The organism is Ferdinandcohnia sp. Marseille-Q9671, from assembly GCF_976954385.1.
The window spans coordinates 156,139-179,307 of the sequence record NZ_CDRJTA010000001.1; the positions used below are offsets into that span (position 1 = coordinate 156,139).

General features: G+C 34.7%; 29 protein-coding genes. 6 read left to right on the forward strand and 23 right to left on the reverse strand.

Going from position 1 to position 23,169, the window contains the following annotated elements:
- Nucleotides 1–107: 107 nt before the first annotated feature.
- The 8 genes from ACWNMY_RS00805 to ACWNMY_RS00840 all read right to left on the reverse strand — a co-directional run bounded on the left by ACWNMY_RS00805 (nt 108) and on the right by ACWNMY_RS00840 (nt 6,188).
- Entirely contained in the window at nt 108–854 is a 747-nt protein-coding gene (locus tag ACWNMY_RS00805; RefSeq protein WP_449536390.1) for an ABC transporter permease, read from the reverse strand.
- The gene (locus ACWNMY_RS00810) at nt 847–1,767 is read right to left on the reverse strand and encodes an ATP-binding cassette domain-containing protein (RefSeq protein ID WP_449536391.1); all 921 of its coding nucleotides are present in this window, start codon (nt 1,765–1,767) and stop codon (nt 847–849) included. Before ACWNMY_RS00810 ends, ACWNMY_RS00805 begins: the two co-directional genes overlap by 8 nt.
- Nucleotides 1,768–1,861: 94 nt before the next feature.
- Nucleotides 1,862–2,542 (reverse strand): response regulator transcription factor, encoded by a 681-nt coding sequence (locus tag ACWNMY_RS00815; RefSeq protein WP_449536392.1) that lies wholly within the window; start codon nt 2,540–2,542, stop codon nt 1,862–1,864.
- Between the two features lie 240 nt (nt 2,543–2,782).
- Complete coding sequence (locus tag ACWNMY_RS00820; protein WP_449536393.1) at nt 2,783–3,016, reverse strand: hypothetical protein; 234 nt, start codon at nt 3,014–3,016, stop codon at nt 2,783–2,785.
- Nucleotides 3,017–3,145: 129 nt separating this feature from the next.
- A complete protein-coding gene (locus ACWNMY_RS00825) occupies nt 3,146–3,640 on the reverse strand; it encodes a hypothetical protein (protein WP_449536394.1) in 495 nt (164 codons plus the stop codon).
- Between the two features lie 639 nt (nt 3,641–4,279).
- Nucleotides 4,280–4,465, reverse strand: a complete 186-nt coding sequence (locus tag ACWNMY_RS00830) for a hypothetical protein (protein WP_449536395.1) — start codon at nt 4,463–4,465, stop codon at nt 4,280–4,282.
- A gap of 427 nt (nt 4,466–4,892) precedes the next feature.
- The gene (locus ACWNMY_RS00835) at nt 4,893–5,300 is read right to left on the reverse strand and encodes a hypothetical protein (protein WP_449536396.1); all 408 of its coding nucleotides are present in this window, start codon (nt 5,298–5,300) and stop codon (nt 4,893–4,895) included.
- Nucleotides 5,301–5,471: 171 nt separating this feature from the next.
- Nucleotides 5,472–6,188: a dihydropteridine reductase gene (locus tag ACWNMY_RS00840; RefSeq protein WP_449536397.1), complete on the reverse strand. Its 717-nt coding sequence runs from the start codon at nt 6,186–6,188 to the stop codon at nt 5,472–5,474.
- Nucleotides 6,189–6,385: 197 nt separating this feature from the next.
- Between ACWNMY_RS00840 and ACWNMY_RS00845 the strand changes: the two genes are divergently transcribed.
- Nucleotides 6,386–6,871, forward strand: coding sequence for a pyridoxamine 5'-phosphate oxidase family protein (locus ACWNMY_RS00845; RefSeq protein WP_449536398.1), 486 nt, complete (start codon nt 6,386–6,388; stop codon nt 6,869–6,871).
- Nucleotides 6,872–7,016: 145 nt separating this feature from the next.
- On the opposite strand, the gene ACWNMY_RS00850 is transcribed toward ACWNMY_RS00845, so the two are convergent.
- The 6 genes from ACWNMY_RS00850 to ACWNMY_RS00875 all read right to left on the reverse strand — a co-directional run bounded on the left by ACWNMY_RS00850 (nt 7,017) and on the right by ACWNMY_RS00875 (nt 11,230).
- On the reverse strand, nt 7,017–7,658 hold the full coding sequence (locus ACWNMY_RS00850; RefSeq protein ID WP_449536399.1) for a Type 1 glutamine amidotransferase-like domain-containing protein: 642 nt from the start codon (nt 7,656–7,658) through the stop codon (nt 7,017–7,019).
- A 128-nt stretch (nt 7,659–7,786) separates the two neighbouring features.
- Nucleotides 7,787–8,020, reverse strand: a complete 234-nt coding sequence (locus ACWNMY_RS00855; protein WP_449538361.1) for a hypothetical protein — start codon at nt 8,018–8,020, stop codon at nt 7,787–7,789.
- Between the two features lie 85 nt (nt 8,021–8,105).
- Nucleotides 8,106–8,600: a DinB family protein gene (locus ACWNMY_RS00860; RefSeq protein WP_449536400.1), complete on the reverse strand. Its 495-nt coding sequence runs from the start codon at nt 8,598–8,600 to the stop codon at nt 8,106–8,108.
- A 174-nt stretch (nt 8,601–8,774) separates the two neighbouring features.
- Nucleotides 8,775–9,260 carry an N-acetyltransferase family protein gene (locus ACWNMY_RS00865; protein WP_449536401.1) on the reverse strand — a complete coding sequence of 162 codons (486 nt, stop codon included), beginning with the start codon at nt 9,258–9,260 and terminating at the stop codon, nt 8,775–8,777.
- 207 nt (nt 9,261–9,467) lie between these two features.
- The gene (locus ACWNMY_RS00870; protein ID WP_449536402.1) at nt 9,468–10,454 is read right to left on the reverse strand and encodes an NAD(P)-dependent alcohol dehydrogenase; all 987 of its coding nucleotides are present in this window, start codon (nt 10,452–10,454) and stop codon (nt 9,468–9,470) included.
- Between the two features lie 176 nt (nt 10,455–10,630).
- Nucleotides 10,631–11,230, reverse strand: coding sequence for a hypothetical protein (locus ACWNMY_RS00875; protein WP_449536403.1), 600 nt, complete (start codon nt 11,228–11,230; stop codon nt 10,631–10,633).
- A gap of 171 nt (nt 11,231–11,401) precedes the next feature.
- On the opposite strand from ACWNMY_RS00875, the gene ACWNMY_RS00880 reads away from it, so the two are divergent.
- Nucleotides 11,402–11,854, forward strand: coding sequence for a hypothetical protein (locus ACWNMY_RS00880; RefSeq protein WP_449536404.1), 453 nt, complete (start codon nt 11,402–11,404; stop codon nt 11,852–11,854).
- A gap of 310 nt (nt 11,855–12,164) precedes the next feature.
- On the opposite strand, the gene ACWNMY_RS00885 is transcribed toward ACWNMY_RS00880, so the two are convergent.
- The 5 genes from ACWNMY_RS00885 to ACWNMY_RS00905 all read right to left on the reverse strand — a co-directional run bounded on the left by ACWNMY_RS00885 (nt 12,165) and on the right by ACWNMY_RS00905 (nt 15,876).
- Entirely contained in the window at nt 12,165–12,764 is a 600-nt protein-coding gene (locus tag ACWNMY_RS00885) for a hypothetical protein (protein WP_449536405.1), read from the reverse strand.
- 143 nt (nt 12,765–12,907) lie between these two features.
- On the reverse strand, nt 12,908–13,903 hold the full coding sequence (locus ACWNMY_RS00890) for an LCP family protein (RefSeq protein ID WP_449536406.1): 996 nt from the start codon (nt 13,901–13,903) through the stop codon (nt 12,908–12,910).
- The gene (locus tag ACWNMY_RS00895) at nt 13,896–14,420 is read right to left on the reverse strand and encodes a sigma-70 family RNA polymerase sigma factor (RefSeq protein ID WP_449536407.1); all 525 of its coding nucleotides are present in this window, start codon (nt 14,418–14,420) and stop codon (nt 13,896–13,898) included. Before ACWNMY_RS00895 ends, ACWNMY_RS00890 begins: the two co-directional genes overlap by 8 nt.
- 259 nt (nt 14,421–14,679) lie before the next feature.
- A complete protein-coding gene (locus ACWNMY_RS00900; RefSeq protein ID WP_449536408.1) occupies nt 14,680–15,348 on the reverse strand; it encodes a DNA alkylation repair protein in 669 nt (222 codons plus the stop codon).
- A 60-nt stretch (nt 15,349–15,408) separates the two neighbouring features.
- A complete protein-coding gene (locus ACWNMY_RS00905) occupies nt 15,409–15,876 on the reverse strand; it encodes a GNAT family N-acetyltransferase (protein WP_449536409.1) in 468 nt (155 codons plus the stop codon).
- 303 nt (nt 15,877–16,179) lie between these two features.
- Between ACWNMY_RS00905 and ACWNMY_RS00910 the strand changes: the two genes are divergently transcribed.
- From ACWNMY_RS00910 to ACWNMY_RS00925, 4 genes are all read left to right on the forward strand, one after another.
- Nucleotides 16,180–16,407 (forward strand): hypothetical protein, encoded by a 228-nt coding sequence (locus tag ACWNMY_RS00910; RefSeq protein WP_449536410.1) that lies wholly within the window; start codon nt 16,180–16,182, stop codon nt 16,405–16,407.
- Nucleotides 16,400–18,337: an insertion element protein gene (locus ACWNMY_RS00915; protein ID WP_449536411.1), complete on the forward strand. Its 1,938-nt coding sequence runs from the start codon at nt 16,400–16,402 to the stop codon at nt 18,335–18,337. Before ACWNMY_RS00910 ends, ACWNMY_RS00915 begins: the two co-directional genes overlap by 8 nt.
- A gap of 48 nt (nt 18,338–18,385) precedes the next feature.
- Nucleotides 18,386–18,697, forward strand: a complete 312-nt coding sequence (locus ACWNMY_RS00920; RefSeq protein WP_449536412.1) for a 2-acyl-glycerophospho-ethanolamine acyltransferase — start codon at nt 18,386–18,388, stop codon at nt 18,695–18,697.
- A gap of 288 nt (nt 18,698–18,985) precedes the next feature.
- Nucleotides 18,986–20,089, forward strand: a complete 1,104-nt coding sequence (locus tag ACWNMY_RS00925) for a hypothetical protein (RefSeq protein ID WP_449536413.1) — start codon at nt 18,986–18,988, stop codon at nt 20,087–20,089.
- A gap of 626 nt (nt 20,090–20,715) precedes the next feature.
- Here ACWNMY_RS00925 and ACWNMY_RS00930 read toward each other — a convergent pair.
- The 4 genes from ACWNMY_RS00930 to ACWNMY_RS00945 all read right to left on the reverse strand — a co-directional run bounded on the left by ACWNMY_RS00930 (nt 20,716) and on the right by ACWNMY_RS00945 (nt 23,149).
- The gene (locus tag ACWNMY_RS00930) at nt 20,716–21,141 is read right to left on the reverse strand and encodes a hypothetical protein (protein WP_449536414.1); all 426 of its coding nucleotides are present in this window, start codon (nt 21,139–21,141) and stop codon (nt 20,716–20,718) included.
- Between the two features lie 50 nt (nt 21,142–21,191).
- The gene (locus ACWNMY_RS00935; protein ID WP_449536415.1) at nt 21,192–21,614 is read right to left on the reverse strand and encodes a VOC family protein; all 423 of its coding nucleotides are present in this window, start codon (nt 21,612–21,614) and stop codon (nt 21,192–21,194) included.
- Between the two features lie 769 nt (nt 21,615–22,383).
- Nucleotides 22,384–22,518 (reverse strand): hypothetical protein, encoded by a 135-nt coding sequence (locus ACWNMY_RS00940; protein ID WP_449536416.1) that lies wholly within the window; start codon nt 22,516–22,518, stop codon nt 22,384–22,386.
- Nucleotides 22,519–22,585: 67 nt separating this feature from the next.
- Nucleotides 22,586–23,149, reverse strand: a complete 564-nt coding sequence (locus ACWNMY_RS00945; RefSeq protein WP_449536417.1) for a GNAT family N-acetyltransferase — start codon at nt 23,147–23,149, stop codon at nt 22,586–22,588.
- Nucleotides 23,150–23,169 lie beyond the last annotated feature (20 nt).

Here is a 23,169-nt window from a genome sequence, read left to right on the forward strand (position 1 = left end):
TTTGACATCCCAATGGAACAGCAAAAGCATGCAGACAGTAACAATTAGTAGGAAAAACAGAATCACTATTATCCACCAGCTGCTCACTTACATTCATCCCTTCACAATCAATCGATGTTTTTATTTGCGAACTTTTTTGCTCCTATCAACAAAGAAATCACAGAAATTACGATACTTACAACCCAATATTGGTAATCGAATTGGGCTTTATCATCCAAAAAGCTCATTAAGTTATCATTTAATAATGTACTTGGTGCATGTTCTTGTATCTCTCTTAAGCCTGAAAATCTCCGAAAAACCCGCAACAAACTATCAGAAAACCCAAATATAAATAGCAGTACGATAATAATGTAAACTTCTCCAACCTTTAGCATTTTCATGGTATGAGTTAGAAAAAATCCACTTAGAACAATTGGTGTCATATTGAGACACGCAATTAGAAAATTACGTACTGACTGATTTTCCCCTGTAAACAAATTCTCCCCTAACACAAGCATGACTGCTATTCCAAGGACACAGATTAGTAGAAAATAACTTACAGTTAGGATTAACTTAGACCAGAAGATCGTGTTTCGAGAAATACCGAAAGATATGGATTGCTTTAGTAGAGATAAATCTTTACCAGTAAGTGAACCATTAAAAATTAGCCCTACGATAATAATGAGTAATCCTCCACTTATCACATTTGAATAGAAAAATTTACTAGTGGCATAAGGGAAATTCGGGTCGAATTGACCAAAATAATAAAGGGTGGCAGCAGCAGCTCCTATCAGTAGTAAACATAGTAAACCTGTTACATGCGTCCCTTTTTTACGCAATAGTCGATAGCTTTCGCTTTTCATATAATTAATCATGTTTATTTCCCTCCTCCACTAATCCTAAGAAGTATTCCTCTAGATTCAGTGCTTCAATGCGAGACTCCTTCACCGTTACACCATTATCAACCAAGAGGCGATTAATATTTCCACTGTCCTCTACATGATTTTGGATAGAGATGACTTGATTAGGAAGGACCTTAAACTGAATATCTGCATATGCTCGTTCTAATAATTGTGCCACTTTCACTGCATCATTGACCGTGAGGAGAATTTGTTTCCTACTCTTCTCTTCCAGGGCCTCTTTACTTAAATCTTCAACGATTATACCATCTTTGATAAAAACAAAACGTGTTGCTACCAATTTTAATTCGGTTAATATATGACTAGAAATGAATATCGTTATATGTTTTTCCTGGTTGAGCTTCATCAATAATCTGCGGATTTCCATAATCCCTTCCACATCCAAACCATTGATTGGTTCATCAAGCACTAAACAATCGGGATTGCTTAAGAGACAAAGGGCTATGCCTAATCGCTGCTTCATCCCCATGGAATAATCCTTAAATCGTTTTTTCTTTTGATTTGCCAGACCGACAATTTCCAGAACTTCATAGATACGTTTCTTATCAACGACTCCCCGCTGAATCCGGAAATATTCTAGATTTTGAACGGCAGTAAAATTCGGGAAAAATGTAGGTGTTTCAATCAAAAACCCCATTCTCTTTTTCTCATGCTCTAGCTCTTTACCAGATTTCCCAAAGAGATGAATCTCCCCAGTGGTAGGCATTAGTTGGCCTGAAAGAATTTTGAATAATGTCGATTTCCCCGCACCATTTTTTCCAATAAGTGCACAGATTTCCCCTTTCCTTAATGAAAAATCAAGAGGTTTAAGGACCTCATCCTCTTTAAACTTTTTCGACAATTGATACGTCTGAATAATGGTTTCCATCTTTTCGACTCCCTCACTGTATTTCTGATATTTCCAGTTTAGCTTAGAAGTCTTTAAAATCCTTTAAGCAAAACATAAAGAAATCATAAAGAAGTCAGATAAGCATAAAGCCTACTCCCCAAATGGTCTTAATATATTCTTCAGTCGTAATTTCGGAAATCTTCTTGCGAAGGTTAGAGACGTGGACACTGATCGTATTATCATCACCATAATAGGTCCCTTTCCAAATGCTTTCATATATCTCCTTTTTTGAAACTGCACGCTCAGGATTGTTCATGAAAAATGTTAAAATATCAAACTCAGCATTCGTCAGCTGTAGTTCGTTCCCTTTCAACATAACAGACCGTTTTTCTGTATTCATTACTAAATCACGCCATCCTACTTCCGCTGACTGATCTGGGTGTAAGCTTGCTTTTCGTAATTGGATTTCCACTCGGACCATCACTTCTTCCTGATGAAACGGTTTGGTTATATAATCGTCTGCACCCATTTTCAATACTTGTACTTTATTATCAATATCGACTTTGGCTGAAATGACAATAATTGGAATAGAACTCTTTTTTCTGACCTCTTTTAGTAGTTCCTCTCCGCTTTTACCCGGTATCATCAAATCCAATAATATTAAATCAAACTGATTACTTTGCAACTGCAATAAACCTTCTGTACCAGAATAAGCTGCCACCGGAACCATGTGCGATTTTTCCAAAATGACACGTAATAGTCTACTAATCTCTTGATCGTCTTCAACGATTAAAATACGTTTACCTTCAAACATAATCATCACCCATTTTTTTATATGTAGCGCTTTGTACTATTTCTATACCATTATAACTTATTTTGATTAGGAAAATATGGTAAATGTGCAGTGGGTAAAGAATAGAGGTTAGATAAAATAGCGCAACCACATAAAGCAAAATACCTCTACCATACCTTTAGTAGAACAAGAAGGGATTATAAAACATTGAAAATATGCGATAATCTTTCTCAGATCATCGCCTCCGTACTTTAAAAATATTTAGTTAAATTTATTTGCTATCCTTCTAGACTTTATATTTAAAATAAACTCATACACAAAAGCTAGTACCAATCCGATCCAAAAAATGACAAATGAAGTAAAGATCTCGCTTCCAGATATCAAATAGGAAATATAGTTTATAAATAATAGCAACATATATGTGTAAAAACCAAGGATTGCTCCTCTTCTCCAATTACTTTGCTCTGTTTTAGACATATTTTTGAACAATTTCATTCTAATCCTCCGCTACAACTTGTACTTATCTATTCATGCACTTTTATCTAGCCCACCTATCAGGACACAATATCAATATTTTACATAAAGTCTATGAAACCTTATGTAAATAGGTCTTTGCACCATCTATTATGATGATACCAACAGACTCAGACTCCCATGAATCGCAGGTCGCTCCTTCGTGATTCTAATTTCAATCGCTGGAGATGCTTCTATATGAATAAAGGAATCTTCTAGTTCGAAAACAATTGAGGTTATTATTTCTTCCTTCATTTTATAAAACCCATAACCCCATACTTTATTAATTGAGTTCTGCCTAGTATAGTAGCTCGACGCTTTAATTACATACTTTTGATTAGGATTATCAATGACTTCATATTCGAGAGGTTCGGGTGTTTCCCGCTCATGTATTACCAGCATATTTTCCCCTGTTTCTAGTTCTTCCCATTCTAGCAACCAGAATTTTTCACCCGGAGTTTCTTGAGAATCTAGAAAACGGATAAGTGGCTTCGAGGAGTGTAATATAAGTTCATCAGATTTGTTGTAAAGATGAAGTATTTTTCCGTAAATGCCTTCAAATGTCATTCCTTTCCTAGATTTGATAAGATGTAAGTTTGTCTTCATTTTTACCTCCTTTAGCTAAAAGTAGTTCAACAAAAAGAAACGATAATCCTTTTTGGACCATCGCACTGCTTTAGCACAATAAAAAATACTCAAATCCGAGATAGTGTTACACTCACTTTCCGAAACCAAAAGAAAAGAAATATAACAATAGAGGAGCTTTCACATCCAAGTTGTTGATGATGCTAATATTTAATGATCTGTCCATTTTCCATTAATCCTTATATTTTCTTTCGGTTTATCAATCAATTGCATCGCCAGTTTAACGACATTTAGTTTTGGATATTATGCCACTTAAAATCTTCATTATTAAATACATTTGTATCCTTTGGGTATCCAAAGTAATAAAGTTTTTTTCCATCCTTATTAAAAGCTGTGGGGTAAAGAAAGTCTAGTTGTTCACTGAATGGAAACAAGAAGGTAGTGAGTTCCCCTTTCTTTACTTCCTTTCTTTCCATAGTAGGCTCAATACTCGCCTCTATATATGTAACTTCTTTATCGTATGAGATTATGCTTAATAAAGTTGCAGCTTTATTCTCATTATTAGTAGTGTAGCTAATCCCTCCAACTGTTTGAATAGGATCAGAATGATACGGAGTAATAGTTGATGGACGACACGATAAAACGGACCTGATTTTTCAGCTAGAACTGTTTGGTACGTTTCTTCCTCATCACTTTTAAATAGAAAAATTGAAGATGAACCCGTATCATATTGTTGCTTTTGGCAGCACTTAACGCCGTAAATCTATACCCACCTATTACCATTATAAAACCGATTCTAAGTAACAAGGGTATAACAAATCCCCATTTCCCCTTTATTCTCCTCATGCGATTCTATCTCCTTCTATTCAATTAACCTGCACTGTTAGTACATTATGAAATATGTACTAAGTATTGATATTTTATAAAGGTGTTGAAAAACCGCCTAAAAAAATGATAGATACAGTTCTGAGTTAGAAAGGAGAGTTTCACAATTTCAACGTTACTACCTTTTGTTCATAAAAATTCTTGTTATTGAAAAGTTGATTTTACTTTTTCCTCTTCGATTTTCCGAATAATCCTATTGCAACAACCGTGCCAATGCCGACAGCGAACCAAGTAGCAAAACTCATTACATTCACCTCCATATAGACTAAAATGGTTCAGATGCTAACATTTCGATTGCTCAGATTTATACTAAATATCCATAAAATGAATAAGTAGCAAAGTTCCAACCAACATCCATAATCACAATCAAATATCCTTCCCGCATTTATTAGAGGTTTATCCGATTGAATAGGGTATTTGGTATATCATTTATTACTATGCGTTTTATAAAGCTGATGAGTTCCGGATCTGTAACAACGGTTTGATATACGTTCGTTTCATTATATACATATTCAATTTCATATGATTCCAGTTCAACCGAAATCATTGAATTGGCGAAATCGTAAGAGTACCTTTTTAAATGTTTTTTGTCCTTGGCTTTATCCTTAATAAAATATAGTAAATTCCTTAGTTTCCTTTGTTCATGATCTTTATGCATTACCAAATAACCTACCGATTCACGTCCTCTTCCATCCCAATACTCATCGAAATTGTCTGTATTCGTTAGACTAGTATTCCAAAAGAACTCTAACTCATTATGATTAATTAACCTCGAGAAAGAATATGAGAATTTCATGCTACATTCCCTCCTCCTATATAGTTTACCTCATTTCATAAAATTCAGACTATTTTTTATAAAAAAAATCTTGTGTTAACAAGATCTTACTTAGATTTACAGCTTACTATAAGGCAGAATCACTTTCCAGATAAAAAAACCTTCCAATAAAAGAGGAAGGTTTTTGGCATGTTAAATTGACAAATCAACTGGTAAAAAATTCGGAAGTTGTTGTTCACGCTTATCAAGCATTATTTGCTCAGGCTTGATTCCCTGCTCCAATAGCACGTCAATGTTCTGCAAAAGGAACTCATCGCTACCCACAACATAGAATAGACCATCCTTGTCTGCAGCTAGATGTTTCACTTCTTCATAATATTCGTTACGGTTATCGACGAACTGTGCGGTGAAGTTCTTGTCTGGTGTAGATGTAAACACATTCGTGAATAGGAAATCCTTTGATGAATCGATATTTAAGGAATGAATGTGAGTAACGTTATCTGCACATTCCAAATATTCAAGGACAATCGGTCTAAATGTTGCCAGGCCAACACCTGATGACAATAGGTACACATTTTTGTCTTCTCTTCTAAGCGGTACATTTGAATGAGTCTTAAAAATGGCAACTTTATGGCCAACTTCAAGATTTCTCAAGATTGATTTAAACTCAGAGCATTGCTCTCTGATACGAGTTGTGATCCCAATTGCATCTTCGTGTGGCAAAGTAGAAATTGACATATGGCGAATTAGGCTGCGGTTTGGTTTATCTCCGGCATTGAACCCTTCTAGTGCGAAGTGAGTGTGTGATCCTTCTTCCCACGTAAAGTCTTCCGGACGCTCTAGCAAGTACGTATGAACCTCAGGCGTTTCCTTTATTATCTTCTTTATTTTAGGCCAGTATATTTGCATTGTATAGTCTCCTTACTCATTATCGTTACTATCAACTATACAATAAATGAAAATAATTCTCAATTAAAAAGATACGGATATTCATTTAAAATTTCTGACAAGTACTAAAGCTTTTCTTGGATATGCTTAAGAAACTGCTATACCTGAATAAAAGTTGGTATCGAGGAAAATATTAAACCATGAAAGAGGTGAAAGAAATGTCTAACATGATGAATCAAGAAGAAATTGAAACATTAAGAGAGTTAATCAAAGATGTAGACACGGCCATGTTGACTACTGCTACTGAAGAAGGGCTTGTTTCACGTCCCATGAGAACACAACAAGTAGAATTTGATGGTGACCTATGGTTTTTCACTAAAAAAGAAACAAATAAATATGATGAAATAGTACATAATCAAGATGTGAATGTAGCATATGTAGGTAAATCCTATGTTTCCGTCCGTGGAAAAGCGGAAATCGTTGAAGATTTAAATAAGAAAAAGGAATTGTGGCACAAAGTATATGAGAAATTTATGCAAACGTCCTATGATGATCCTAACGTTATCTTGATAAAGGTAAATGTGGAAGCAGCCGAATACTGGGAACAAGGTAATTTCATAAAGAATATAGTCTTCTATTATAAACGCATGACAGGGCAAAGTGCTAAAACGGTAGACATTAATGAAACGATCGAATTGAATTAGTAATAACAAAATGGATTGTCTTGTTCTAGGACAATTCATTTTGTTGGTGATTAACGCCCTCATACTTAATAGAGTAGTTGTTTGTAGGTGTGGGACATGCTATCCCTTATTAAATAGAAATAGGTTTTACTTACATGCAAAAAACTTACTCCTTACCACTAATCTCAACAATGTCGCCTATCATCTGAATTTTGTTATCTTCAACAATAATCCCATCCCCATCGTATCCAGCATAAACTGTTGTTTCAGTTTTCTTTGCATACTCATAGACGTCTCTTTTATAGGTATCATTCCAACGATTGTAGTGAGGTAAAAAATCAAAATTAACAAGATGTAATGTTTCTAATTGTTTTACATAATCCCCAATAAAAAGCTGAAATAAGTTCGTGGTCTTTCCAAGTTGAACCGCCCCACCACTTACCCCTACTATTGTTCCTCCTTGTTTGTAATACTCACATAGAACCTTTTCCATATTACGGTGCTTGATAGCATTCCTAAATTCAATTGGATTCCCCGCTGAAAGATGTATAATGTCACATCTCATTAAATCATCAATCTTCATTGGATTATATTCACTATAAAGATCAAAAAACATGAAGTTTTCAATTCCGTAATTTCTGTAATATTGGACTTTTGTATTGAAATACTTTTTATCCTTGTCTTCAGTTGAAGGAATGTAACCTATTTTACTAGTTTTTGTATCAATACCAGCAAATAGTATGTTATCCAATCTTTTATTACCTGGAGATTCAACTACTTGATCACTGTAAAAAAATAACTTTCCCATGTTGAAATCACCGCCTTTCACAACAGGTTATTTAAAAAAGCTTCTACTTATGGGGTATCGAAGCGACGTACTATTACTACTTGTATTCGGGAGGTTATTGTATATTGAATCTAATCCAATTAGTTACCTCAAGTTTTTCGTTCATTACCCCTTTTGAAATTACCAGTTATCTTCGCCATTATTAATTGTGCTTCCGTTATATTATCCGCAGCTCTCATTCTCTTTAGAAATTTCTCTGCTTCTGTTTCTTTTAATATTTTTACTTGTCGACCATTATAATCCACAAAGACTGTATTACCTTTAGTCACTCGATAAGTAAAAGGTTCGTCACCTAAACGATTTCTATTATCGATATTCATTATTTCTTTTCATCCTTGTCAAATTTAATAATATAAGATTTTAAGAGTTATTCAACTTTTGCATGAGTTAATTAACGCTTACTTTTATTTATTTGTCTACTCCTTCATCTATTTTCCAGCTATTTTGCAACTTTCGGATATAAATGATCTGACCAATATGATATGCGTTATGAGTTGCCACATTTCCAAGTACTTCCCACCATTTCACATTTTCAGAAAAACCATTCACTTCACTCTCTACTTTTTCTTCATGTAATAACTCTTGCCAAAGTAAAAGCACCTCTAAAAGTTGTTTTTTCAAGTCAGCAAATGTATGATTTTCCGGAATAATAAAGCTGTCTGTATTATTTCCTATGGAAGGGACAGCATCAACATGAGATTTTTGATACCTTGTTTGCCATGTTCGATTCCAATAAAGTAGATGCTGGACAATTTCAGCAATGCTATTACTTTCCTCGTTTGGCTTCCAAAAGGCATGTTCCTCAGACAATCTTTTTATTGAATCTGAAAACGGTTGGTACCAACTAGGGTCATTCGCATTTGCCAGCAACTGATCCAATAAAACATCTTTTGCATGAACCATAACCCACACTCCTAAAATAAATAAATTTTTTTTCTAAACAATGACATTTTATTATATTCTGCCATGTATCAGATTTTCCTGTTATGATTAAACAAACCTGGCTCCGTTCGTACAATTACTTCTACAAAAAGGATGCTTCTCCTTCTTTAAGGAAAGCACCCGTAAGCTTAATAATTAAACTATTTTTACCATTCGTACTTGTTTTAAGATATGTCCTTCGAACTCTACATCAGACTCTTTAACTATTTCGAACCCTTTTGCTTTATAAAAGTTCATGCCAATCTTATTATCTTTTTCGACGTTTATATACACTTTTTTTATACCTTCTAATTCTTTAACAGCTTGTTGTATCAACGCTGTACCAATCCCTCTACCCTGGAATTCTGGATAAAGATAAATAGCCGCCAATTCTACCTTTCCTCCATCTCTTACTGTGGAATAGTTTGCAAAACCGACAACTCTCCCCTCAACTTCTGCAACATAAACAATAGATCGTTCGATACGTAGTTTCATACTTTCATCACTGTAATTTGTTATTAAGAAGTTATGTTGTACTTCTATGGGAATTATGCCCTCATATGTGGCATTCCAAGTTGTTTTCGCTATGCTTTGAACTTGTTTTGTATCTTCGTAGTGCATCTTACGAATGGTAACATTCATCTAAAGCCCCCCTTTTAACACGTCCTAGACAACTCAACTGTACCTGTAGTCTAATTACTTCAACAAAAAAGTGCCTTAATCCTTCTTGGATCAACGCACCCTTTAGTTTAAGTACATTATTTGACTATCTTTACATTTATATAGGGTGATACACTACTTAACTTCAACTACTATATTCTTCAAGGAGAGGTGTGTGTTTAGTACAACTTATATTAGTTTGTTATGTTCCACATTTATAACTACATTTCCCTTTTTGTGTCCTTTCTCGACATATCTATGAGCTTCCACAATCTCATCAAACGAATAATATCTGTCAATGACCACTTTTAACTTCCCCATCTCAACAAGTTCTTTAAGGTAGTTTAATGCTTCTGAAGTTTCAGGTGAATTTCGGCTCAATAATAGTTTCTTGCTACTCGTCAATTTAGTCCATAGCATTTGAACACTTGGTAGCGGTTCAGTAATATTTATATAGGTGCCGTTCTTCTTTAACCATTTCATACAAGTTGAAAAGGAACTCTTGTTTACCGCTTCAAAGATGACATCATATTTTTCGTCTGTACTAGAAAAATCTTCTGCTGTATAATCAATTACTTTGTCAGCTCCCAGAGATCTTACTAATTCCAAGTTCGTGGTACTGCATACCCCTGTAACGTTTGCTCCGAGATATTTGGCAATCTGAACTGCATAACTTCCTACACTTCCTGAAGCTCCATAGACTAAAACCGATTGACCGCTATTTATACCTGCTTTACTAAGAAAATACAATGCTGTACGAGCTCCAATAGGAATAGCAGCAGCCTCTCCATAAGTAATATTGGAAGGCTTAATAGCTACAGGTCCATCTTCCTCTAAACACTTATATTCGGCATAAGCACCAAATCCAGCCAATGTTGCTGCAAAAACTTGGTCTCCTTGCTTAAACCTTTTTACATTTTTTCCAACTAACTCCACTTCTCCAGCTAACTCCATTCCTAATATCTCTTTTTTTGGTTGTCTCAAACCAAGTGTGATACGTGCAGGTAGCCAAAAAGCAGGAGGAACTGTAAAATTCCGTGACCGAATATCTGCTACTGTTACGGTTGTGGCTTTTACTTTAACTAAGATTTCATTATCTTTTGGATTAGGTTTTTCTACCTGTTTCAGTTCAAGAACATCGGGAGGACCGTACCTTGTGTACACAATGGCTTTCATTTATACACCTCAAATTCGTTTTATTCCTTTATATAATACGAATATTACGAATAAATAGACCAATAACTGTTCTTAAACTAACCTACCCCGTTTGTTCAATAAGGAATTCAACAAAAAAGGTGCTTAATCTGCTGATTCAAAGCACCCGTTAAGCTTAATAATCCAATCTTTTTAATTTACCTACCTATTCGTTCAAGTGTTTCTGAATAATTGCTGTCAATAATTAGCATTGGTTCCCTTATAGAATGTAAGATGCCTTCTATGTCAACCAATTTATTGTCACTTTCTTCACCAATGGTACTAAAAACTGTAATAACGGCTTCCATTTTCTCTTTTTCTTCACTACTTATTGCATACGAATGATTTTCAAGAAACTTATTAGTCATACCTGATATAAATTCATCAACTCGAAATAAGCTATATTGTAGTAAATCCCAATAAGATGATGCGTCTCCCATATGTATTGTTGAAATGGCAAATAAATAGGAGTGAATGCTTCTACTCTCTCCGTCAACAATTCTCCAATTGTTGTACAGATCACTTTTCACATCACGTTTTTCTTCTTTTTCGGAAGTTAAATGAACAAACTCCTTCAGCCTGTTAGCCAAATTACTTCCTTTAACAGATATAATTGATAAATTGTCATAATTTCTATCTATACTCTGATTAACATAGTGTTTATACTCTAACTGAACATACATACTATAAATAACAAAGACTCCCATTAACAAAATAAGAAATCTATTTAAATACTTTTTTAAATTTGCTTTATCCATGTAATCCCCCATAGCCTATTTTACTTCTTCAAGTATCCTGCTCCATTTGTTCAAGTAACGCATATAGTTCAATGTTAACATATTATTCCAATGCTCAATCAAAAAAATATACATTGATTTGTAAAAATAAGGTAATGCTATTCCCGATTTAATATTTCGGGAGGAATGAAAATGAAACATATTTTTGTAACTATAATGAGTGTTCTTACTATTGCAAGTAGCTCCCTTTCAGTAAATGCTGCTTCAATAAAGGAACTACCAGTGACCCAATCCTCTAACCAATGGAAAGTAACTGTCGGAAAAGCTGAGACGGATAATTCAAAAGAGGAGAAGGATGTTTTCAACCTATATAGTATTGATATTAAAAACATCGGTGATAAGGTATACAATCTAACTTTCGAAGTATATCGTGATGAGCCTAGTACCAAGACTATGTTTGGACTTAGCGAAGTAAAGTCAATAGACCAGGACTTCTATCATCATAGTAACCAACCAGTATCGAGTAATGCCAAGCAAATTGAAGTAATTGTTACTTGGAGAGAAAAACCGTATGAACAGCTAAATGATGGGAAAAAAGTTCCTGGACGGAAATTTAAAGAAACATTTGTATTTTATCAAGAATAGCAACTTAGCCCCTTTTTAGGGGCTTTTACTCTTTTTAAAAATGTAATTGTTCTTTACGTAACCCGATCCGTAAACACAATAAGAAATGCCTCTACATTTGACGTCTCCTTTTATCAACTGACCAGTATAATGCCCGATATAATTCACTAAATCCATCTTTCACCTCATTCAAAAATATATATAAATGAATACGTTTATATATCGTGATAGTTTCGAACCTTTGTTGAACTATCCTGCTACGCTAGTTCAATAAATTCAACAAAAAAGTGCGTAATCCTTCTTGGACCAACGCACCTATTAACACTATATTTTAAAAGGACTGATACGTCCCATCTTGATAAACCTTGTAATAACCTAAGGTTCCCGTTTTGCCAGATACACGCGTAGAGATTGAAACAAGTTGGATCGTATAGTATGAACCGTTATCATCCGATGCTAGTGTCTCATCTACCCCAAATGAAACATCGTCATCCTTCCCTGCAGGAAGTTGCTGTTTTAAATGTTCGATTGCTTCTTCTCCACTTGAAATGACAATAGTTTGCTTCCCTTCGCTTGTACCCGATTTCGATGTGCTATCGGAAGACGAACCATCTGATTGGGAAGAATCTGCATTTTTTGTTGTGGTGTCTGGTTTTGACTGATTTTTGGTTGATGCAGCAGTGTCAGGTTTATTGGTATTCTGTGATGGTTTTCCTTCTTCTTTTTCATCTTCAGATTTACTACTATACAGCTCACTATTATCATCATCACGGGACTTGTTTGTGAATTCATTTGTACTTTCTGATTTAGGATCTGATTCCGAACCCTCTTTGGATAAGGCCGTATCATCTGATGATTTGCTACAAGCAGACATTCCTACTACAAAAACAAATAATAAAGTTGCCACGATAAATATTTTGCTTTTTTTCATTATTGGTACTCCATTCGTTTTTTTGAATAATAGACTTACGTTGTTTATTATTACTAAATATTTATCAGTTCTTATTTCACAAAACGCCCTTTGCTCATTCCCACCATCGGCTCACTTTGAATGGAAATGACAATGCCACGTATTTAGTTAAATGTGGTTAACTCTTCTGAGACAGAATGTAAAAATTCTTTTTCAAATTTTATATAGTATTTCTCATCTATCATTGTATCTGTCATTCCATCTATTAATGATACTGATTGTATCGAAGAAAGTTCCATTTTTTTCTCTAGCAATTGGTCAATTGGAAAATTTCCTTCTATTTTACTAGTGTATTGGCTTTGTGGTACTATGTCTCGTGTTTGATTTATCACAGCGTTAATGATGTTTAATTGATTTTCTTCATCCAATCTTCTTCCCTCTGTAGCAGCCATCATCAATGCTACAACCTCTTCTCCATTCAGACGATTTGTCCCCTTTTTAAATTCAAATGAAACTCTAGATAAAGCTCTTACTTCAATATCTTCTTGCAGATCGTACTCTATCCCATTCACTGAATCAATCAAGCTTGAAAAGGTTTCTAGATCTATAACAGAATAATAATCAATAGGTAAATCAAATAGCTTTGAAACTGTAGTTCTTACACTTTCAGCGCCTTCCAAACCGTAAGCGTAAGCGAATGTCATTTTATCGTAAGAAGTAGTTCCATCATTCTTATCTATCGGAACATACGTATCACGAGGAATAGAAAGAACCTTCATCAGCTTTTTATCTTTACTATAGGTAAGTAAGAGGGTAATCGGTATTCGATTATTCTCATCTTTCACCATAAATAGAGTAGTAGAATACTCTTTTTCTTCTTGAGATCCTACTGTACTTGCATTCCTTCCGTTGTTTTCGTTCACAGCGTTTTCTTGAAAAATCGATGGCATAAACAAAACAATACACAAGCCGACCACTAATAAAGAAGCTGTAATGATGGAGAATTGTTTTGAAATAGAACCAAGAGATATCTTCTTTGTATGATTACTTTTTTCCATTTTATTAATTCGTTCAAACACTTTAGCACGGTCTTCTTTCGTAAAACTTAATTCATGTATAGACGCATTGTTAAATTGATCTCTAATTTGTTTCTCATCCATAAAACTCTGCCTCCTTAATCAACAACTCTAACCTTTGTTTTGCTCTTCTTAACCGAGTTTTCACTGTATTAACTGGAATATCTAATACATTAGCAATTTCATCTGTTGTTAACGAATCATAGTAATATAGATAAATCACTTCCCTATACACTTTCGGAAGAGAAAAGATACTCTCTTTCATTTCTTGGGTATTATATTTATCCATAACTGTTCTTTCTGTTGATGGTAATATTGATCTTGTTGTTTCATTTATAAAACTTCTTACTTGTACCATTTTGTAATTCCAACTTTTTAAATAATCCTTACATTCGTTAATTGTAATGCGATATAGCCAGGTTTTTACTTGTGAGTCAAATCGAAACGTCTCAAGGTTTTTGTAGCATTTAATAAACGTATTTTGAACCATATCCTTTGCAATTTCTGTATCTTTCACATAAGAAAATGCCAATCGTACCAACTCATTACCGTATTCAATCATCAGTTTTTCTAATATGTAATCCTTTTCTTCTCTTTCCAATCTACTACCCTCCCATTACACCTACTTCAAATTCTGCTATTAGACGATTCTCAACTCATAATAGGTTCAATTATGTAAAATTTTTATTGTCGTTAATTTTTAATAGCTTTGATTTATTAAATGCCATATAAAAAAAGCATCCGTTAAAGATGCTTTACTTTGCAAATCTTCCATATCATTGTCGCATAAATAAGATTATTAACCTATTATTTAATGTGAATCTTGATAGCTAAAACCTTTAAAGATTTTTCAGCGGTAACTACTTATTATGTCGTTTGTTCATTTCAATCGTTATGAACTCCGGCAAATAGTTGGGAGTACATCCTTTTGATACTTTATCATCTTTGTAAAGACCCGTTTTCTCACCAAGTTTCATACAACGTGCACGATTTTTTTCATCATACACGCCGATCCACCCTGCGGTGAAGTTCATAGCCCATTGAACTTCCGGTTCTTCCTCCGTAATAGTAGCTTCTAATGCAGACAGCAAGTCTTCTGTGTTATCAGGCGGTGTTTGTCCAGTCCATCTCAATCGCCCTTGGTAATACCAGAAAGTTCGCCTTTGAAGAGCAGAAGGACTATTTTCCCATGACTCGATTAATGCAATTTTCTTCTTGTCTTTTGTGAGCTGATTAGCCAGTAACCAATCCATTAAGTTATTTCGCTCATCAAAAGTGTGAGTCTGCATATCCTTATCAAGCATATTTAATACCTCTTCTGAAAGAAGTTTTTTGTCCATTAGTAAGATGGCTAATAATCTGGGCAAAAACTCTCCGGTTGACCAAAGTTCCATAGCTAGTTCGTGATCTTTTTTAATGTCCTTCGCGATTTTTCGTAAGTCACCTAGCTTAGTTTGACTATTAATCTGAGATAGAATGTTTTCTGCTTTTGAAGAGCGTTTTGTTTCTGTACCTCTATTTTCAATCATTCAATACAACTCCTTTATTAATGCGCTATTTCATAGTCCTTGCTCAACTATTCTGAACCGCTAGTTCAAAAACTTCTTAAAATCAATTCTTGTGTAAGTTTTAGTATATTGTGTACCATTATCCGTATAAAATAGAGCTTCCTTTACATAAGGTTTGGAGATCGGTTCATAACCATGATTTTTAATTAATTTTATCATTTTAGGATTTTCGATTGGGTCAACACTCACAAACATCTCAGAATAACCTAAACTCTTTGCAATTTTTTCTCTATACCTGATTAAATCGGAACCGATACCATTTCCCCGATAATCCTCTCTTACATATAGATCACTTAATTTAGGAAGCATAGTGCCTTTTAATTTTAGAACGCCAAAGCCAACTAGTAGTGAATCGATCTCAGCAATTGCAAAATATATTTCCTTATTTGTTTGTTGCTTTACATAATTCATGAATAATTCTTTATTATTTCTACTATCACATAAACCTGGTACGTCGTTTTCATTTGCTACTCTTATATTGTAATTCATAGTTACTTCCTTTTTTAAGTGTCTACTAATCTTTAAAAAGACTTGCCTACTACTAACGGGTTCCGTTGCCTATCGCAAACATTAAAAATGTAACGCAAAATGACCTACAAATTGTATGCTAATTTGTAGGTCATTTTTGTTTGATTTTAAAAGGTTTTGGTTATAATTTTAAGGTAATTTGTAGTACAATTTGTATATGAAAATGTAAGGGTACAATAACCAGTGTACCCTTACAAATTGCACTACATTTTTGCATACAAATTGGGATACAGGATTTTACCAAATAGTAGGAGATGGATTGATTTGAAAATTAAGCCAAAATACCCCAATGCCGAGGATGTAACACTAAGGTTATCGTTTAAATCACGAAAAATTTTAGAGCATTACTCAGACTATACAGGCTTAACTCCTGCTCAAATAATTGAAGAAACATTGCCGCATTTACTAAAAGATGATGACTTTATAAAATTTGTAGAAAGTAAACGGAGTAATAAAAGATTAAAACGTGAATTGGGGATAAATGATGACTAAAATAAAACGTCTGGCAACCGCAACCGACCTTATATGCCGTATTGACCCAAACATCACATCAATCGAAATGAAACAGCGGGAGGCAGACTATTACACTCTTTCCGATAAAAAAATGAAAACAACTTATATTAATTACGCATTTCGCCCTGTTCACTTACAGTGGAAAGGTAAAACGTATGAGATTCAACTGAATTATTGTTCCGACCCATTCTGTAAAAATTTTCATCAGCCGCAGATAAGCTATAGTGTTGGGAAAATCAAAAGATACAAAATGTCTGGGAAAGAAGATAGTCGAGTCATTAATTGCGTTCCTGACCCAACAGATATTAAGGGCATACCTACTTTGGGATGTTACACCAAGACCTTTTCTAATTGGTCTTTGGCAACTGAAATTGAACGTCTGATTCGGATTAATTCAATTGTCCCCCTAGAACCTGATTACGAGTTCCATAAAGAGAGCTGTTTAAACAACGAAACCTATTTTGATAACCCAAAGGCATTTTATAAAAGAGGAAAAGCCAGTTCTAATGCTCAAGTTGTACAATGTAAATCGTGCGGAAAATACACGAATCTTTTACCGAACAAGTCGCAATCAACTACCTATGCTCAAAAGAGAAATGATATTTTGCCTTCCTTTGCCGAACACTTGATTAATCGAGTACCCGTTTCAAGCACTTGTAAAATCTTAAAGATTGGAAGAAGCACATATTACAGTAAATTGGAGTGGCTATACCGTTGTTGTTTAGAGTTTTTAGAAACACACGAAACAAAACAATTTTCCAAAATGACATTTCCCCGTATCTGGTTAAACACAGATATGATGATGTATCACCTTAATAATGTCCGAAAAAAAGGGCAGCCAAGGACAAAAGGCACTGTCTCGGAAAAACAACTGCCTACCCAAATTGTGGTATCTACCGATTCAAAAACTCGTTATGTGTTCCGAGCAGATGTAGCTTATGATTGGGAAATTGATTTTAAACAGTTGGAACAGGACACCGAAACCTATAAAGACGACCATTTACCTGTCGAGCTAAGAAAGAATGCTAAATACACCAAGTATTCTTATTATCCAATGGAGCCGACTCCAAACGATACTCAAAGCCAAAACGAATACTACCTTGAGATGAAGGAATTAGAACTAAGAGGCAAATATGTGGATGGATTACACATTAATCACACATATACTGCGATGGCTCAGATGTTCCTTATCAAAGAAATGGTGAAAACGGATAAGTGGCGTGTGGTTAGTGATGACGATATGGTACTGAAGTCTGCAATAAAAAAGGCATTCTCGAAAGAGATTGAACAAGGCAAACTACATCATTTTGTAAATACATTTGATAAGACACTTTCTAGAGAAGCATCGTTCCAGGAATTTATTGATTCAAATAAGTATTTACGAAATTGGGCGGAGGATAATTTCTTATCGGAACAATCCGACTATGAAGTAGCCGTAGAGTATTTGAAAAGAAGACTTGCTGTACACAAGTTTTATGAAACAAGAGTCGCACCTGATGGAACTCATTATACTGCTCACAAATCGAATAAGATTGAACACCCTATTGCGATGGCAGACCGTGGCAGTCGTTACATTGACGTTCTTACTGATACCTCAAAGTTATCAAATGAGCATTTAGCAAGACTTATTGTAAGAGCGAATGACAATGCGGTAAATGCCTTTTTACAGGAAATTAGACGTAGCTTATCAATTTTGGAAAGACCATTGGTGACTTCAAGGGGTGATGGCAAATCATATATCTATAGCAATTTCAATCCTAAGTATGCTCAAATGGCAATTACAATTTTAAGGACTTATTATAATTTCTGTCAGCCCTTTAAAGCCTACGGAGAGGAGCTAACACCCGCTCAGAGATTGGGTATTGCTGAGAAAGTGTACAGTTGGAGAGATATTATTTATAAACGATAATACAAAATTTTAATAAATGATTTTAAAGTCAACATAGGAGTGATTTAATTGAAAAGAAATAATCTGAAGATGTTCACTCAAATCTCATTCTTTATTGCAATAGCTATGATTATTGTCTTACCACTATTCCTGATTTCAACCACTTTGGGCGATAATGTAGTTCCTATTATACGACCGTTATTAATACTTACTTTCCTTCTTTCAGTTTTCGGCATACCATTGAGCATCGTTTCAATGTTCAGTAAAGAAAATTTAGCAAAGAGAATTATTGCTTTAATTGTAAATTTATCGCCGCTTGGTATCCTTGTTTACGGTCTAATTATAGAATTTATAGATGAATTTCTCCGAACTTCACCTTAATAGAATAAATTCATAAAATAGCTCTATTTGATGCCGACAAGAAAGCAGACATCCACCTACCATCAAAAACGGAATGACATCCTTCCGTTGTTCACGAAGCTGCTCGTTAATAAAATGCCTGTATCAAGAGCCATTGATGTGTTGGAAATTGGGGTCAAGACTTATTACAGCAAATTGGAATGGGTCTATCGCAGATGCTTAGAATTTTTGGAACGGCACTAACAAAAGCCTCTTCAAAATAAATCGTTCGGAACCGTTTGGATAAACACCGACAAAATGATTTATAACTTGAACAATGTCCGAAAGAAAGGAATGGGTGGAGCGAGATATGATGATGTGGAAGATACGCAATTTCCAACTCATATCATCATTTCCGCTGATGTGTTTTCCCGTTATGTATTTCGGTCAGATGTCGCTTTTGACTGGGATGTACGACTTGAAGACATAATGCTGGATACCATTTTATATAAAGATGACCATCTTCATCTATTCGCCCGAAAACACGCAAGATTACGGCTCAGCACTTATCCGCAAGAGCCAACGGAGAATGACACTCAGACGATGGCTGAGTACAAAGAAAAACTCGATGAATTCAATATCAGAAGCCACTACATTGAAGGTTTGCATACAAACGGGACTTACACCACGATGGCTCATTATTGGCTCATTAAAGACCTGTTAAAAGTCCAAAAATGGCGATTTGTGACCGACAACGATAGTTCCTTGCATTCCGCAATGTATCGGGTGTTTTCAGAAGATTTCAGGTCATTTTCGGCACACCATTTCCTTTGCCTTACTGACCGTGGACAATCACGGAAACAAGCCTATCAGGAATACAGAGAGGGAAGTGCTGATTTGTATAATTGGGGATTGGCGATGGGAATTGACAGCCGTAATCCTTATACGATTGCCCATCATTATTTGGTGGATTTATTTAAAAATGGTGGTCATCAATTTCATAAAGAGATTGTTCTGCCGACACACAGTTTCACAGTCAAAGATGATAATCCGATTGTTCATCCCATTACTTCGATTGACAAAGGGTATTCGAAAGTGGATTGCAAAACAGATTTATCCTCACTTGAACCTGAACAAGTGGCGAGGTTGATATTGAATGTGAATGACCACGCCACGAACTTCTTTATCCAACACATTCGAAGAAAACTATCAGTTTTGGAACGCCCTCTCACCACAGCCAGAGGTGACGGGAAAAGTTACATTTATTCCAATTTCAATCCTAAATACGCTCAAATGGCTACCACCATTCTAAGAACCTATTACAATTTCTGCTTACCATATAAATCTTATGATAAGCAGAAGTTGACTCCTGCACAGCGATTAGGGATTACAGATAAAAGGTTTAAAATAGAGGATATTTTGTATTTAAGGTAATTATAGGTGCAAAACATAAGTCCTATTATCTTTGGGAGTGAGCATTATTCGAAAATTTATCAGTACCATTTTACTTTTATTTGGCTTTAGTATGTTTTTCCTTTTTATCATTGATATTTTAGGGGAATTTTCTTTCAACCCCGACAGAGGAATTCTATATAGATGGGGAATTCAATATAGGTATCCGTTTATCGGTGGACTATTAGCCCATATATTAGTTTTTATATATAACAAAAAGAAATCACTAGCTTTTGTTGTATTATCGGTCATAGGTCTCATAACTATGATATTTCTATTCCTGCTGTACTTATTATTCCAATTGTATATTTCTCTCGATTTCTTCGACTAATATCATTATAAATTATAAAAGCATCGGTGCTAAAACCGATGCTTTTTTGATACTGAAATAAATGTGATTTCTAATGTTATTTTTAATTTTGTCCCCCAAAAGAGAACCCGTTACATATGAATGGGGCTATTTTATTTTTGTAAACAAAAAGTACCGCAGATTACGGTACTTTTTGATATACATTTTACTTTACAATTTCAACTGCAAATTCAAGTTTTGCGATAGGAAACGGAACCCGTTAGCCTACTACAGCCTTTTCTTTTCAACTCCAATAGCCTTAGTACATGACAGAATTGTTAAAATCTCTTTCAATTGATATAGCATCATCGGTTGGAGTAAGATATTCCTTTTCACCTATAGCAAAGTTTGAACCAAAACGTTCGATTTCGGCATATTGAACAATGTTATCTTCGTTAAGGAAAACCAATAGATATATATCTTCTCTCCAACTGATATCACTCACACCCTTAAAGTCTGTACCCAATTGTTCTTTTATTGATTCCTCTGGAAAATAAGGTGTAAAGAGGTATGCCTTATCCCAATCGAAGTCCGTCAATGATTTTATATGTATTTCATCATGCTTTTCATCTTTTACTATAGAAGAAAATGAACTCTCTAAGTCACTATTCCTAGAGACTTTGTGATCAGTACTACATCCCACTAGTAATAGTAAAAGCAGCATAAAAATATTGATTTTGTTCAAGTTGTTCTCCTTTTTAATTGTTATGTAATACCTGTCGCTCAGACTAGACCTTATTCTGAAAACTCCCAAGCTGGATTCCAAACAACTTCCCATAAGTGTCCATCTGGATCTTGAAAGTATCCCGAGTATCCTCCCCAAAACGTCTCGTGAGGAGGAACTGTAATAATTGCCCCAGCCTTCTTTGCCTTTTCCATTACAAAATCGACTTCTTCTTTACTCGCAACATTATGACCAATGGTAAACTCAGTCGGACTTATTGGTGTCTGATCAATTCTTGCATCATGTGCTATATCTTTACGTTTCCAAATGGCGAGTTTTAGCCCTGATTGCAAGTCAAAAAATGCAACAGCACCATGCTCAAATTCTTGGCCCACTATTCCTTTTGTTGGTAATCCAAGTCCATCTTTATAAAATTCCAATGACCTTTCTAGGTCATCAACACCCAGTGTGATAACTGAAATTCTTGGTTTCATTCTTATACCTCCTAAGTACTATTTTTTGTAGTCACGCTTCGTTCCTAAATACTTCAACAAAAAAGTGCCCTACTCCTTCTATTTATGCCCAGTAGATGAAAACAAAATAAAAGACATACAACTGGACTTTCTTGTATTCTCTGGCCAGTTTTTAAATCAATGTCGAAAGATCTACCCCTTACTTGCACTACATCTACCTTAAATTTGTTCTCAACCTTATCCCTCCACTGCTTTTTCTCAACCCTTTGTTAACATTATAATTAAACTGAATCATACACCCCTTTAATTTTGTGCTCTTTTAAGACAATGATGATATTTGTATTTTCCCGTTTGATATACAAAAGGGTACATGAATCCTTCATGGATCAATGCACCCTTAATAAATTAATGCCCAATTGAATGTAGTATCTCTCTAATACCCATAAGTTCCAATGCGATCATTACACTAGATATAGCAATGATAACCAGACAGATAGCTTTTATTACATTATAATATCTATCACTCAACAAATATCCCTCCACACTTCTACAAAAAACGTGCTTATTAAATTTCCGAAGCCGTTAGTTCACCATTGCGATCTCTTCAATAGTAGTAAAAATCAGTGAGTATGTTCCTTGAATATTCCGTTCATTTACTTCATCATTATATAAACCGAATCCCCAATACTTTTCACTCTTGCTATCGTAAAGCCGTTTGTTTTTAAAAATTCACTCAATATAGTCGATTACCTTCGCTGGAACTTCTTCAAAAAATGAGCACCCTGTCGACTTAATTCCCGTGTGTATGATCTTTCTCAGATTTAATTTTTTTAGATTGTTTCTCTAACCAGTTCGCTCGTGCTACCAATCCCCAAAGTCCAAATCCTGTCATAGCAATAATAAAAACAAGGTATATCCAGTTCATTTTAAAACTCCTTTGCTTGTTACAGTTTTGACTTTCCTAAAAGGTAAACCCAAACTAACTCTCTATGTTATTTTTTGTGTCTTTCATAGTCTTGCTTTAACATTGAATACATCAATAAATCATCGAATTTTCCGCAAGTAAATTCGTAACTTCTCAAAAGTCCTTCTTTTATAAATCCCTTACTTTCTACCAATCTTTGAGATGACGTATTAGGCGGTTCTATTAATGCTTGTATCCTCTGCAGATTCAATTGTTCAAATCCGTATGTAATAACTGCTTCTAACGCTTCACTCGCAATTCCTTTACCCCAGTATTCTTTGCTTAACTCAAATCCAACTTCAGAACGGGAATGTTGTTGAGCAATGTTTAGAAAACCACAACTGCCAATAACTGTTCCTTCCTCTTTTAGCGTAATACCCCATCTAATCCCGGTCTTCTTTTCAAAGATTGATTGATACCACGATACTTCATCCAATGCCTCATCGATTGATGTAAAAGGCTCTAATCCATAATGCTTCATTACATCTTTATTAGATAAATATACTAATATGCTTTCTGCGTCATCTTTTGTTATTTGCCTTAATATCAATCTATCAGTTTCTATTACAGGAAATATAGTTTCAGTTTTCATTATTATCCTCCTACGTTTCA